This is a genomic window from Flagellimonas sp. ABD4_174 (genome assembly GCF_056160185.1).
Genome location: NZ_JBSWWP010000001.1, coordinates 1,731,914 through 1,747,026, shown reverse-complemented (window position 1 = coordinate 1,747,026; position 15,113 = coordinate 1,731,914). Strand labels below are relative to the sequence as shown.

Below are 15,113 nucleotides of genomic sequence, written 5' to 3'. Positions count from 1 at the left end.
GAACAAGAAAGTAAAGAGGGGTCCCGATAAGGCTCCTCTTTTTTGATTAAACCTTTTTGTAAATCTCCTGTCTTATTTACAGTAAACCATTAAAATCCGATAATATGAAAAGTTTGAAGACATTTTTAATGATAGCAGTAATAGCAGGCGCACTCACCTCCTGTAAAGCGCAAACAACAGTCGTAAAGGTCTACCCAAAACATGGCACAGTGGTCTCCCACATATCCAACCCAAGGACAATTGTGCACAAAAAGACCAATTATTACTACGCTGATGGAGTTTGGTACAGAGCTCAAGGAAAAAAGTATATCGTTACGGCCGTACCCGCCGGAGTCAAAGTAAGGACATTGCCCCGGGGCAGTAAAGTAGTATATAGAAATGGGCGTCGATTTTACCAATACCGGGGCGTTTGGTATAAAAAAAGAGGGCGCAATTACGTTGTGGTAAACGTTTAACCGTATTTGGTTTTTGTTTGTTTTTTGGTTGATGAGCGGCGATTGATTCGCCGCTTTTTTTATTGAATAAAGATATTATATGGATTTCATCGATTTTTACATACCATACGTCCAAGTGAACAGATAACCTGATTTTTATCATAAATAGGCAGCTACAACCCACAGTAAATTTATAAGGTATTATATACAAACACCATAAATATGCTTGCTATTGAGAATCGAAATAAATGGACAGAGATAATTGATCAATGTCAACAATCCGATTTTTATCATACGTTTGATTACCATCAAATCACGAAAAAGGACGGTGAAAGACCTGTACTGCTAAAATATTCAAAAGGCAACTCACATATCTTACTTCCATTACTCATTAGGGACATTGAGGGAACCCAACTTAAAGATGCTACATCGGTTTATGGTTACGTAGGACCTTTGGGGAAACATATTGACCCGGATTTTGACAATTGCGATTTTAAATCTGAATTGGACACCTTCTTAAAGGACAATCAGATCATATCCGTATTTTCCAGATTGCACCCATACATCGAAAATCAACACCTTATCCTCAAGAATATTGGTGAAATTGTTTCGCATGGGAAGGTTGTAAATATTGATCTGACCAGAAGCTCTGATGATCAAAAACACGATTACAAGCGCAGATTAAGAACTTACATAAACAAAGAACATAAGGAGTATGAAGTAATAGATGGCGCATGTGAAAAATATTTGGACCCATTTATCGCAACTTACTGCGAAAATATGAAGCGGGTAAATGCCAAACCCAGCTACTTTTTTGGCAAAAAATACTTCTACGAACTTTTGGCCAGTGGACAGATCAATGCAGAACTTATCGCTGCAGTACATAAAGAAACAGGGGAATTCGCCGGCGGTGCAATTTTTACAAAAAAAGGCAAGACCATCCAATATCACCTATCTGGAGTAAAGGCCAAATTCTTTCATCTAAATCCAATAAAACTTTTAATAGACCATGCACGGGAAAAAGGAACTGAAGAGGGCTACGAAAACCTCAACCTAGGAGGGGGACTGGGCGGCCAGGTCAAAGATTCGCTCTTCTATTTCAAGTCGGGATTCTCCAAAGATCATCGGGAGTTTACATCGTGGCAATATATTGTAGATCAACCCAAATACGACAAATTGCTAAAAGAAAAAGAAGGATTGGAAAAGCCAATCGATAAAAGTTCATGCTTCTTTCCATTATATAGGCAACATATGGGTTCTGAAGACATTGAAATATCCGAAATAAACTGTCTTTCAAGATGATCGATAATCCTTTTACCACAAATACTTTTAGGGATATATGGTTCAAAAGTTTTGGAAAATCAGAATCGAGACTTCAGATTGAGAACCTTGCAGGTGCAGAATTTTACAAAAATGGTTTTGGTATTTATGTCAATTCCGGAAAAACCCATACAAAAGGTATGCTCTATTCCCTTACAGATGACATTAATATCAAAAATAATACCTTGTTGATCTACGATGTGCCCACATTTTTTAAATGTCCGGAACATATCCCCCATAAAACACTTCAAGTAAAAAAAATAAAGCAGTACCCTGGTTTTTTAATTGAATTAGAAGCGTTTGATGACCTTGGGGACTATCTGCGCAAAAGGTTCAAAAAATCCAGTAGGTACAAACTAAACAAATTTAAAAGGAGGTTAGACCAATGTTTTGATATTCAATACAAAATGTACAAGGGCGATGTTTCTGAGAAACGATATCTCGAAATTTTCGGGCAATTTAAGCAACTACTGGAAAAAAGATTTGCCGATAAAGGGGAACACAACAACAACTTGGATAAACAAGAATGGGAATTTTATAAAAATGTTGCCCGTCCCTTGATCAAAGAAAACAGAGCAGGTCTTTTTGTTATTGAAGCCCAAGGGACCCCCATAGCCATTACGTTGGTCTATTTTTCCAAACACATTATTTTCGACGCGATAACTGTTTTTGATATCGATTATTCCAAATTTCATCTGGGATCCATTAATATCATGTATTTAATTGAGTGGGGGATTGCGAACAATTACAGAACCTTGGATTTTTCGAAAGGCTATTTCGATTACAAGGCGAGATGGTCCACAAAAAAATATGATTTTGAATACCATGTCCTTTACAATCCTCGGTCGATTGTTTCTCGAACAAAAGCCTTCTTTTTAACTGCCTTCTTTAAGCTCAAACAATATTTAAGGAATCAGGGTATGGATAAGGTTGCCAATAAAGTTCTCTTTACAGTAAAAAAAAGAGATCGAATAGCGCACAATACAGGTATAAAACCGAACAATCCACCTTTCGAAGATTACAAACTTGAAGACAGCATGGACCTTATTGAGATTGATGGTCATGATTCGGAAATAAAAAAAGTCCTTTTCGATTTTTTATATCTATATAATGAAAATTTTAGCGACGTAAACTGCTTTAAACATACAAAAAAACAAAATCAATATATTTTTAAAGGAAAAAATACTGCCAAGACCATACTTTTTCCCAGTTACCAAAATTAGATAAAGAATATGCTTTTTAACTCGGTGGAATATCTAATTTTTTTACCCCTAGTATTCATTCTATACTGGGTAGTTGCCAAGTTCAATATCCTAAAGATTCAGAACGGGTTGATCCTTGCGGCCAGCTATCTATTTTATGGACTTTGGGATTGGCGTTTCCTTTTTTTGATACTGGCAAGTACAATAGTGGATTATTTTGTTGGGTTGGTCATTTACAAAAAACAGACACTGGGCAAAAAGGGGAAACTATTCCTTTGGACAAGTATTTTATTCAATATTTCCTTACTGGGTTTTTTTAAATATTATAACTTCTTTGTGGATGCTTTTGTAGATATGGTCCAACTTTTTGGTTACCCGATACAAAGTACTTGGACGTTGAACATTATATTGCCGGTAGGTATTTCTTTCTACACCTTCCAAACCATGTCCTATTCGTTGGACATTTACTTTAAACGAATAAAACCGACCCGTAACTTTATCGATTTTGCTACCTTCGTTGCGTTTTTCCCTCAACTGGTGGCAGGTCCTATTGAACGGGCCTCAAATTTACTGGGGCAAATTACCAACAAGCGTTCATTTAACTATGAACAGGCTGTGGATGGACTCAAACTCATACTTTGGGGTCTATTTAAAAAGATGGTCATTGCTGATGGTATTGCGCCAATCGTGGACGATATTTTTGCCAACTACGGTACAATGCCCGCGTCTACCCTAGTACTCGGGGTTTCGCTTTTCAGCTTTCAAGTATATGGCGATTTCTCGGGGTATTCCGATATTGCCATAGGTACCGCAAAACTTTTTGGCATCGAGCTGATGTCCAACTTTAAGTTTCCCAACTTTTCAAGAAATGTAGCAGAATATTGGCAACGTTGGCATATTTCACTTTCCACTTGGTTCCGACATTATCTGTACATACCCTTGGGCGGTTCGCGGGTAAGCAAGTTTAAATCCGTACGTAACATTTGTATCATATTCTTGGTGAGCGGTTTTTGGCACGGGGCCAATTGGACATTCATTTTTTGGGGGGGATTCCACGCGTTGGCCTATATTCCGGTATTTTTAATGGGAAAAAATACCATTTATAAGAACAATGTAGTGGCCGAGAACTCATTCTTTCCATCAATTAAAGAAATAGCCCAGCTTTTTACAACGTTCGCAATTGTAACGTTTTCCCGTATTTTCTTTAGATCGGAATCTTTGACCGACTCATTTATATTTATTAAAAGACTGTTTACCGAATTTAATTGGGAGCCCTATCATCATCCCATGGGGTACCGAATGATAGATTATTTTCTGCTACTCGGCATATTTGTTCTTTATGAGTTTAGGATGCGGAGGAACGAAAGAAATCCTTTTAAGTTTAAATCGCCCATAGTAAGGTTTATTGCCTATACCTTGGTAATCTTCTGTATATTATTGTTCTATGACGATGGTGTGGATCGTTCATTTATATATTTTCAGTTCTGATATGATAAAATTCTTTTTAAAAATAGCGCTATATCTCATCCTGATCCTTGTATCATTGGAGCTGTTGGTCAGGGCTTTTCACCTGTATCCAGAGGATTCACCGAGATATATAGACAAAATGGGTGTCGAGAAAAGAATTCCCAACCATAAAGGGTTTAGTGTGACCGGAAATAGGAGGCAAAACTTCTCGGAATACCACATCAACAATCAAGGATTCAACTCTTACCGTGAGTTTACACCAAGCTACTCAAAAAAAGAATTGGCCATAATAGGAGATTCCTACATCCAAGGTTTTCACCAAAACTATTACAACTCCATTGGCAAAAAAATTGAAAACAGGACCAAGGATCTAGAGGTTTATGAATATGGATATGCCGGATGGGATCTGGCCGACCAACTACATCTTTTACAAGCCTACGAAGAAGACTTTGACAAAATAGACCATATTGTGATCTATATGAAATACCCAATGGATCTTGCAAGGGCTACCTATCGACCCAACACTGCTCGGATAAAACAATTGAACTCTATCCCATTTAAAATACGGGACAATATAAAATTGCTCTATTATGCCTCCCAAATCGGGTTTTTGGACCCTGTAAAAAATCTTTTTTTAGAAAAACAAGATGCCAAAAAAGCATCAACCAACGATCAAAAAACTACCCAGGACAGCCTATATCTTGCCAATTTTGAAGAATTATTGAACGCATACCCCTTCAATAAAGAAAAAACCAGCATACTTCTCGACAAAAGACAGACTTCACAAATATTTCTGGAATACTGTACCAAAGCTGACATTGATATAATCGATTTTGGGAGTGAGTTTGAACGGACAAAAATGCCAACTACCCTGATTTACGATATGCACTGGAACAATAATGGCAGAAGTTTGGTCGCCAAGAGCATTATAAGTCATTTAGGGCTTTAAGTGTTCAATGGATACTCGAGATTGGTGCTTTTCCAGTTATGGTTCCTGAGTTTTTTGGCCCTTTTCTTATATAAGAATTTATCCATGTTGAACCATTTCCCAAGAATACCCTTTTCCCGTAACCACTGTTTTAATCGGAGCTTAAATTTTAGATAGTTTAATTTTACCCGAGCAGAGACCGAATTTTTCTTATAGAAAACATCGTAATGATAATTATAGATATGGTTCGACCATTTGGCCTTGAACGTGGTTTCTCCCATCAAAGTATCGAACCAATTGAAATTATGGTCAAGCATCCATTCTATTAATTTTACCATCCGAATATCTCCCAATTGATATCGATGATAGTCTGGATCATAACCATGGATATAACCAAAACATATATCACTTAAACAAAATTCCAATGAAATTGAAATGGGCTCATTATTCACGTAAATTACAAAAAGCAAAGCTTCCCTGTTCAAGATCATTGGATAAATAAGGTGATGATAGTACTTCCATTCCAATAAATACCGATTAAAAGTTTTCTTTTCTTCAAACCTGGCCTTGAGCATTTGATAAAACTTATCAAATAGAAAATCATAGTGGTCTTGATCTATCTCACCGATAAAAAATCTATATGTTGTATTGAACCTATTTTCAAGCTGTCGTTTTCTCGCTTTAATATTTTTGATTGTGGACTTGCCCAAATTCTGTTTCAAATAATCGGCAACGTCAGTACAGCCCATTAAATTACAAGCAAAACCTTTATACTGCCTAATTCGCTTCACATTAAAACCCTTGAGTGAATTAACGCCTTTGGCAACTAGATAATCGGGGATATCCTTTTCAATTAAAAATTTGCTCTGATCAATTGACAATGATCTAGATATAGGCAAATCGTAATTGGTTCCAGTTATTTTGTTATAAAGGGGAACAGTATAATATGGGGAAACACTTCTCCTTAAAAAAAGATTAAAAATAAAACCTGAATCATGAACCATAAAAAAAGATATTTACTTCTTGACTTTTTGATTTGGCCCTGAATTACATTCAGATTAAATGTAGCAAGAACAACACAACTTCAAGCACAATTACGTCGAAAACCATCTCTTTTCGACCATTAGAAATTAAGGATACAACAAATGCTCAAAAATATTGCACCTCTAACGGAACAACAACTTGGCAATTCTCTTGTTCCCAGCTGCAAAAGCTGTGGAATCATTTAAAAACCGAAGAGTAAAGAAAGGCTCTTCACTCAATTCCTTCCAGCTCTTGCCCCCATCGGAGGAATAGGAAATTCCCGTAAATCCGGCTACTACCATGGCTTCCCCATTGGAATTGGGCACAAACTGCACACAACTCTTATAGCCGGGCTCGTGACCATCAGCAACCAATTGCCATGTCTTGCCACCATCAATGGTTTTGACCTTATTGGCCTTATTGGATTTGGGTTGGGTATAGTCCCCCCCTATGGCAAACCCAATATTTTCATTAAAAAAATCCATGGAATAGATACCCTGGGTCGGTTCGTCCGCTATTATTGGGGTTTCCTGTACTTCCCAGGTCATGCCCTTGTCATCGGAAAAGTAGACCCGTCCTTCGGTGGTACCGACCCAAGCTTTATCTCCTTTTACGGCAATGTTACTATTGCTCGCCGCAAATGCCCCCTCGCCTTCTACTCCTTCGGGCAGATCCGAACAAGGTACTTTGGTCCAACTGTTCCCCCCGTCCCTTGTAATGATTACAGAAAGGCAACCGTCCACAGTATCCCCAACCGCAATCCCTTCCAGATTGTTCCAAAAAGTAAGGCTATCATAAAAAACGCCTTCGCCCTCCTCTTTGTACACCACTTCCATTTTTCCTTTATCCCCGGTTTTGTACAACAAAGCGGGACTTTCAATAGAAAGCATAAAAAAATCCTCGGAGGTACTGCCTACCGCCCTAAAACTAGGGGTCAGCGAATCGTAGGTCTGCACATTACTGCGAACTTGCAACGAATTTACGTCCACCGTACCATAAACACCATTGCTTCCCGCAAAGGCCAGTGTTCTGCCATCCAAAAATGTAATAGCACGAATGCTAACGGAATCATTAAAAACTGGAGTTATTTCAACGGAGGTAAAGGGTAGCTTTTTATGTTCTTCTGCACAAGAAAATAAAACTAGAGCCATTATCAGGGAGCATATGTATCTCATTGTATTTATTTTCTTCAAAAGTAAGGAGAAATCATACCTTTGCAACCTTATTCTACAAGATGCGTTTACACAGAAACTTGGTATTTGCCGTAATTGATGCCCTACACATGATTTTTAACGAAGGGGAATATGCCGATAAGGTAATCGAAAAAGTATTGCGTTACGACAAACGTTGGGGTGCCCGCGATCGCGGTTTTATTGCCGAGACTACGTATGATATAGTTCGATGGAAACGCCTATACTCGGAAATTGCAGAGGTACACGAACCGTACAGCAAACCACATTTATTTCGTTTGTTCGGGGTTTGGTGCGTGCTGAGAGGTATCCGGATCCCTGATTGGAAACAATTGGAAGGTACTCCGGAACGTCGCATTAAGGGCAGGTTCGATGAATTGTCCAAAATTCGCAAATTCAGGGAATCAATTCCTGATTGGATGGACGAACTGGGTGAAAAATCGTTGGGTTCCGAACTTTGGACCAAAGAGATAGCCGCTCAGAACCAACAAGCAGAGGTGATTCTAAGAACAAATACCCTTAAAATACCAAAACCTCAACTGAAGGCTTTTTTGACTAAAGAAGATATAGCTACCGAGTTTATAGATGGCTATCCAGATGCATTGAAACTTGTGGAACGCAAAAATGTTTTTGTTACCGAAGCATTTAAAGATGGATTGTTCGAGGTACAGGACGCCTCTTCCCAATTGGTTGCCCCATTTTTGGAGGTAGAGCCCGGTCAGCGTGTAATCGATGCTTGTGCGGGTGCCGGAGGAAAAACGCTTCACTTGGCTTCGCAAATGCAGAACAAAGGGCAATTGATCGCCTTGGACATTTATGAAAGTAAATTGAAAAAGCTGAAGAAGAGAGCCCGTCGCAACGGTGTACACAATGTGGAAACCAGGGCTATAGACTCCACTAAAGTCATAAAAAAATTGCACAACAGTGCCGACCGAGTGTTGCTTGATGCACCTTGCTCTGGATTGGGAGTAATCAAACGTAATCCTGATTCAAAATGGAAATTGGAACCCGAATTCGTGGACCGCATTATGGGGGTTCAGCAAGATATTCTGCAGAACTATAGCAAAATGGTAAAAAAGGGAGGTCAAATGGTCTATGCCACCTGTTCCATTCTGCCCCAAGAAAACTCGGATCAGGTTAAGAACTTTGTAGATTCGGAGAACGGGAAAGATTTTGAATTTGTTCGGGAACGAAATGTTTTTGCCTCGGAAACAGGGTTCGATGGTTTTTATATGGCCTTGTTAAAAAAGAAATCCTGAAAATCCAAATGATTCTCAGGATCCCGATTTATCTTGAAGCAACAACTTATTGCTTGACTGTGGGGTAATCAACACCCAATTGCTCCAAATAGGTATCGTATTTGGTCTCATCATAGTAAAATTCCTTCAATGCAGATCGGAACATATCCTGCTTATCCTTGTTCAAATACGTGGGCGGCATATCATCCGCAGCAATCATAGGCCGATATTTGGTTTCCTTGGTCTGTTCGTTGTTAAAATAATCCCAAGCCTGCTCCAAAAGTTCCGGCTTCAATAAAAAATCCATGACCGTCAGGGCCTCGGCCTTGGCTCCGGCCGTTACACCCTTATGGGCAATCGGTGTCGCCATAGTTATGGCATTTGCCCAGTGATGCCCCGGCAAACCAGGAATATTTGAAGGAAAACGCATGGTTACCGTGGGTATTTTCCATGAAATATCCCCGATATCGTCAGAACCTCCACTTACCGGTTCCAATACCGGAAGTCCTATTTTTGACAATTCGGTAGGTAATCCGGTCGTGGTCTTGGATTGTATTTCAGCTTGCACCGCTTTTGCCAGTTTTTGGTCGGCCTCTGACCATGTTGGGAGACCAACTTGCTTTATATTTTCGTACATCGTCTCCGCAATGATCTTATTAAAGTGTCTTGGCCAGGCAGTTCCCAATACACGTGAGGTCATTTTAGTACCCGTCATCAAAGCCGCACCTTTCGCAATATCGTTGGCTTCGGCATACATTTCCATAATCCCTTCGTAGGTAACATCCCTAAAATAAAACCAAATAGCGGCTTTGGAAGGCACTACGTTGGGTTGGTCCCCGGAATCGGTAAAAATGGAATGTGAACGTTTTAATGGATGCAGGTGCTCTCTTTTGTAATTCCACCCTACGTTCATAAGTTCTGCAGCGTCGAGAGCACTTCTTCCTCGCCAAGGCGCCCCGGCCGAATGAGCTGCTTCGCCTTCAAACATATATTCCACGGAAATGAGCCCTGTTCCCCTTGTTGGTCCCCAAGAAACACTCAGATTACTGCTTACATGGGTAAAGATGCACATATCAATATCATCAAAAAGACCATCGCGGACGTACCATGCTTTTGCTGCGACCAATTCTTCTGCAATACCCGGCCAAAGAATCAAGGTACCGCCAATGCCCTCTTTCTCCATTACTTCCTTAACGGCCAATGCCGAGGTAATGTTCAAAGGAATGCCCGCATTATGTCCTTCTCCATGCCCAGGAGCGCCTTCCACTATAGGTTTGTGGTACGCGACACCAGGGTATTGTGAGGCTTTGGGAATACAATCAACATCGCTCCCCAAGGCAATAACCGGACCATCGCCATTGCTCCATGTGGCAAACCAAGCCGTTGGAATATTGGAAATGGAATGCTCTATGGTAAATCCATTTTCCTCTAAAATACCGGTAAGATATTTAGAACTCTCCTCTTCTTGAAAGCCCAATTCTGCAAAACTGAAAATTTTATCCACCATAACCTGTGTCTGCTTTCTATTGGCCTCCACAAGAGTTTCTACTTCTTCTTTTAACTTTTTAATCTGGCTTTTGGAATATTTTTTTTGTGCTGTTGCAGTAATTATGCCTGCGAAAAGAAGTATCCCGCACAAGAGGTTGGTCGTTTTCATAAGGTTGGTTTTGAGTTAGCTATATTCTTCTAAGATAGGAAAAACAACTTTAACTCTTTCTGATTAAAGGTTTTTCTGAAGGTCTTCTGGAGCTGTTTACTTTGTAATTTTAATATAGACTGATGAGGAAAATCTGCGCTGTTATTTTTCAATGAAAAATTTATAATAAAATATTTTTATATTTTTTGAATTAAACAGGTTGCTCCTTTTTTAATCGCTTTTATCTTTTTTCGTGTTCGACCTTTAGCTTTTAAATCAATATATTTCTCTTCATCCGTGTCTGGGATTCTAATGATCTCTATTTTGGATTCAGCTAGCTTTTTTAATTCGGGTTCTGTGAGTTTGAAAACAAATGAATAAGCGGTAGAATTTTGAGAGCTTGTTGAGGTCATTCCACTACCTAAACCCATGTAAAAACCACTGGTAGAAATCGAACTTTCAATTTTTGGCTTAGACTCTATAATTGTTTTTAAATCTATTTTAGTCCCAGTTTCAAGTTTAATTGACAATCCTGTTCCTTCTTTAAATATATGTTCTCTTTCTCCCCAATAGTTGAATACAACATCAAATAAAATTGTATCATTTTTTACTTCAAAATAGACAGTCCTATAGCTATAGTCAAAGTATGTAATTTCATCATTTGTAAATGGGTCTATATCCGTTTTACATTTCTGGGAATAAATTTTCACGGACATTAATATTAGGCTAATTAGAATTGCGCTTTTAATCATCAATTTATTCATAGTTACATTTCACATCAAAAACAAATATATACGAATGCTTTGCGTAAAATGGGTTGAATTGATGGATGGCCTTTTTCAATTGACGAAAATACTATCAACAATACATCGTTAACAAAACACTTATACCGTAGGACGAATTCTGGCACAAAATCGTATTTTTGCACTTTCTTAAACCGTTCAACGCATAGACTGTATGATCCATTTTTTTGGGGACAAGGCGACCAAGGTTTTTGCCGTCCAAACCGCTCAGGAAATCGCTCAGGAAGATATTGACAAATTAACTTGGTTGTTTGGCGACCAACCTAAGATTGAAGCGGCGTCTCTCGACGCCTTTTTTGTTGGGCCACGTGCCGCCATGGTTACACCTTGGAGTACCAATGCGACCGAAATCACCCAAAACATGGGCATCCCAGGAATCATCAGAATAGAGGAATTCCATGCCATTGCCGAGGATTTTACCGATTTTGACCCCATGCTTTCCCAAAAATATACCACCTTGGGACAAGATATTTTCACTATCGATATTGTTCCAGAACCCATTATGGAAATCGATGATATTGCAACGTACAACGAAAAAGAAGGATTGGCCCTAAGTGATGAAGAGGTGGCCTATTTGGAAGGTCTGGCCAAGAAATTGAGTCGCAAGTTGACGGATTCCGAAGTCTTTGGGTTCAGCCAAGTGAATTCCGAGCATTGCAGACACAAAATTTTTAACGGCACCTTTGTGATTGACGGAGAAGAAAAGCCTTCTTCCCTATTTAAACTGATCAAAAAGACTTCGGAAGCACATCCAAACGATATTGTTTCCGCATACAAAGACAATGTTGCGTTCATAAAAGGACCTAAAGCAGTTCAGTTTGCACCAAAAAGTGCCGACAAACCCGATTTTTACGAAGAAAAAGAATTCGATTCCGTATTATCGCTTAAAGCGGAGACCCACAATTTCCCGACCACCGTGGAGCCTTTTAATGGTGCCGCTACAGGGTCCGGCGGTGAGATTCGTGATCGTTTAGCTGGTGGAAAAGGATCGTTGCCCTTGGCTGGAACCGCTGTTTATATGACATCCTATTCCCGATTGGAAGAAAATCGTCCTTGGGAAAAAGGTATGCAAGAAAGGGACTGGCTGTACCAAACTCCAATGGATATCTTGATCAAGGCATCCAACGGTGCATCCGACTTTGGAAATAAATTCGGTCAACCTTTGATCGCCGGTTCCGTTTTAACATTCGAACACCAAGAAGAGGCCCGTAAATTGGGCTTCGACAAAGTGATAATGATGGCAGGGGGTATTGGTTACGGAAAAACAGACCAAGCCTTAAAAGACACACCCAAGAAGGGAGACAGAATAGTTGTTCTAGGTGGTGACAACTACCGCATCGGGATGGGTGGAGCTGCCGTATCCAGTGCGGACACGGGCGAGTTCAGTTCGGCTATTGAATTGAACGCCGTACAACGTTCCAACCCTGAAATGCAAAAAAGAGCTTCGAATGCCGTTCGCGGATTGTTCGAAAGTCACGATAACCCCATTGTTTCCATTCACGACCACGGAGCTGGTGGACACCTCAACTGTTTATCAGAATTGGTGGAAGAAACAGGAGGAACAATTGATACCGACAAATTACCCGTTGGCGACCCTACACTTTCCAAAAAAGAATTGATCGGAAACGAATCCCAAGAACGCATGGGCTTGGTGATCGGGGAAAAAGATTTGGACCTATTGGACCGGGTTTCTGCACGTGAACGTTCACCTATGTACAACGTTGGTGAGGTAACGGGCGACCACACCTTTAAATTTACATCCGGACAAACAGGAGAGACACCAATGAATTTGGAATTGTCCGATATGTTCGGGAGCTCTCCAAAAACCATAATGGCCGATAAATCGGTACAACAAAAATATTCTGCACTATCCTATTCGCTGGAGCATTTCCACGATTATTTGGAACAAGTACTCCAATTGGAGGCGGTAGCCAGCAAGGACTGGTTAACAAACAAGGTTGATCGTTGTGTGGGAGGTCGTGTTGCAAAGCAACAATGCGCCGGACCATTGCAATTGCCACTGAACAACTGTGGGGTTATGGCCCTAGACTTTAAAGGAAAGGAAGGGATTGCCACCAGTATAGGCCATTCCCCCATATCGGCATTGATAGACCCCGTTGCAGGAAGCAGAAACAGTGTAGCGGAATCGTTGACAAATATTGTCTGGGCACCGTTAAAGAATGGATTGAAATCCGTATCGCTCTCCGCCAACTGGATGTGGCCCTGTAGAAATGAAGGTGAAGATGCCCGTTTATACAGTGCAGTGGAATCTTTGTCGGAATTCGCGATCGATTTAGGAATAAATGTGCCCACCGGAAAGGATTCACTTTCCATGAAACAAAAATATAAGGATGGTGAAGTACTTTCCCCAGGAACGGTAATCATCTCTGCTGCTGCCAATTGCAACAACATTGACCAAGTTGTGGAGCCTGTTTTGCAGAAAAACGGTGGCGATATTTACTACATCAATTTATCCAAGGACAGCCATAAATTAGGTGGTTCTTCCTTTGCGCAGATTTTAAACGGCATTGGTGACCAAGCTCCATCTGTTATGGATGCTGAATATTTTAAGACCACTTTCAACACTTTGCAAAAGCTCATCAAAAAGGGCCAGATTTTAGCCGGTCACGATGTGGCTTCAGGAGGATTGATAACTACCTTGCTGGAACTTTGCTTTGCCGACAATAACCTAGGGGCCAAATTAGATCTTTCCGGTATTGGGGAGGAAGACAGCATCAAACTGTTGTTCTCAGAAAATATCGGGGTGGTATTCCAAGCCAAAGATGAAACAGTGGAGAAAGTTTTATCCGATTCCGGTGTAAATTTCACTAAAATTGGTACCCCTGTTCCAGAAAGTACCTTGGAAATCAAAAACAATGGTATCGAAATAGGTTTGAACATTGCTTCGCTGCGTGACACTTGGTTCAAGACATCCTATTTGTTGGACAATAAGCAAACTGCGAACGGTTTGGCCAAAGACCGTTTTGATAATTACAAAAAACAACCGTTGCAATATGTTTTTCCTGAAAATTTTGATGGAAAACTTCCAACGGCTGCGACTTCCTTCGACTCCGCTCAGGAACCAAAGTTCAGCAACAGACCCAAAGCCGCCATTCTTCGGGAGAAAGGAAGCAATTCCGAACGTGAAATGGCAAATGCGATGTACTTGGCCGGGTTCGATGTAAAGGATGTGCATATGACAGACTTGATCTCGGGCAGGGAAACACTGGAGGACATTCAATTTATTGGTGCCGTTGGCGGATTCTCCAACTCCGATGTGTTGGGAAGTGCCAAAGGTTGGGCAGGTGCTTTCAAATACAACGAAAAAGCCAATAAAGTCTTAAAAGATTTCTTTGCCAGGCCAGATACCCTCTCTGTTGGTATTTGTAATGGTTGCCAGTTGTTCATGGAGCTAGATCTTATTAACCCAGAACACGAAACGCACGGTAGAATGACCTACAATGACTCCCATAAACACGAGAGCAATTTTACTTCGGTGAAAATCGAAAAAAACAACTCGGTTATGCTGTCCAATATGGCCGGCACAACTCTTGGTGTATGGATCAGCCATGGAGAAGGTAAATTTAGCCTTCCACATACCGAAGATCAATACCATATTGTGGCCAAATACGGATATGAGACTTATCCTGCCAATCCAAACGGAAGTGATTACAATACGGCAATGCTTTGTGACAAAACAGGTAGGCACTTGGTGACCATGCCCCATATTGAACGTTCAACGTTCCCATGGAACTGGGCCTACTATCCAAAAGATAGAAACGACAAGGTGTCCCCGTGGCTTCAGGCTTTTGTGAACGCAAAAGAATGGTTGGACAACTTGAGGAAGTAATATTTTTTATTGCTGATATAGG

The 15,113-nt window shown here is 40.3% G+C and carries 11 protein-coding genes; 7 read left to right on the top strand and 4 right to left on the bottom strand.

The genetic code is table 11. The features are described 5' to 3' along the window. Positions 1–104 precede the first annotated feature (104 nt). The 5 genes from ACXAFK_RS07600 (at position 105) to ACXAFK_RS07580 (ending at position 5,372) form a co-directional block, all read left to right on the top strand. Positions 105–455, top strand: coding sequence for a DUF6515 family protein (locus ACXAFK_RS07600; protein WP_474957338.1), 351 nt, complete (start codon positions 105–107; stop codon positions 453–455). A gap of 201 nt (positions 456–656) precedes the next feature. Then, entirely contained in the window at positions 657–1,736 is a 1,080-nt protein-coding gene (locus ACXAFK_RS07595; RefSeq protein ID WP_474957337.1) for a GNAT family N-acetyltransferase, read from the top strand. Next, positions 1,733–2,977 carry a GNAT family N-acetyltransferase gene (locus ACXAFK_RS07590; protein ID WP_474957336.1) on the top strand — a complete coding sequence of 415 codons (1,245 nt, stop codon included), beginning with the start codon at positions 1,733–1,735 and terminating at the stop codon, positions 2,975–2,977. Before ACXAFK_RS07595 ends, ACXAFK_RS07590 begins: the two co-directional genes overlap by 4 nt. Before the next feature lie 9 nt (positions 2,978–2,986). Beyond that, positions 2,987–4,444: an MBOAT family O-acyltransferase gene (locus tag ACXAFK_RS07585; protein WP_474957335.1), complete on the top strand. Its 1,458-nt coding sequence runs from the start codon at positions 2,987–2,989 to the stop codon at positions 4,442–4,444. A 1-nt stretch (position 4,445) separates the two neighbouring features. Beyond that, complete coding sequence (locus tag ACXAFK_RS07580; RefSeq protein ID WP_474957334.1) at positions 4,446–5,372, top strand: hypothetical protein; 927 nt, start codon at positions 4,446–4,448, stop codon at positions 5,370–5,372. Here the strand turns inward: ACXAFK_RS07580 and ACXAFK_RS07575 are convergent. Next, complete coding sequence (locus ACXAFK_RS07575) at positions 5,369–6,355, bottom strand: GNAT family N-acetyltransferase (RefSeq protein WP_474957333.1); 987 nt, start codon at positions 6,353–6,355, stop codon at positions 5,369–5,371. The genes ACXAFK_RS07580 and ACXAFK_RS07575 overlap by 4 nt on opposite strands. A gap of 162 nt (positions 6,356–6,517) precedes the next feature. Then, positions 6,518–7,549, bottom strand: a complete 1,032-nt coding sequence (locus ACXAFK_RS07570; RefSeq protein WP_474957332.1) for a WD40/YVTN/BNR-like repeat-containing protein — start codon at positions 7,547–7,549, stop codon at positions 6,518–6,520. Between the two features lie 59 nt (positions 7,550–7,608). Here ACXAFK_RS07570 and ACXAFK_RS07565 point away from each other — a divergent pair, with 59 nt between their 5' ends. Continuing rightward, on the top strand, positions 7,609–8,823 hold the full coding sequence (locus ACXAFK_RS07565) for an RsmB/NOP family class I SAM-dependent RNA methyltransferase (protein ID WP_474957331.1): 1,215 nt from the start codon (positions 7,609–7,611) through the stop codon (positions 8,821–8,823). Positions 8,824–8,869: 46 nt separating this feature from the next. Here the strand turns inward: ACXAFK_RS07565 and ACXAFK_RS07560 are convergent, their stop codons facing one another. Both ACXAFK_RS07560 and ACXAFK_RS07555 read right to left on the bottom strand, forming a co-directional pair. Further along, positions 8,870–10,459: a zinc-binding metallopeptidase family protein gene (locus ACXAFK_RS07560; RefSeq protein ID WP_474957330.1), complete on the bottom strand. Its 1,590-nt coding sequence runs from the start codon at positions 10,457–10,459 to the stop codon at positions 8,870–8,872. Positions 10,460–10,635: 176 nt separating this feature from the next. After that, positions 10,636–11,148 carry a hypothetical protein gene (locus ACXAFK_RS07555; RefSeq protein ID WP_474957329.1) on the bottom strand — a complete coding sequence of 171 codons (513 nt, stop codon included), beginning with the start codon at positions 11,146–11,148 and terminating at the stop codon, positions 10,636–10,638. A gap of 247 nt (positions 11,149–11,395) precedes the next feature. On the opposite strand from ACXAFK_RS07555, the gene purL reads away from it, so the two are divergent. Continuing rightward, positions 11,396–15,091: a phosphoribosylformylglycinamidine synthase gene (gene purL / locus ACXAFK_RS07550; protein ID WP_474957328.1), complete on the top strand. Its 3,696-nt coding sequence runs from the start codon at positions 11,396–11,398 to the stop codon at positions 15,089–15,091. The last annotated feature ends 22 nt before the right edge of the window (positions 15,092–15,113 follow it).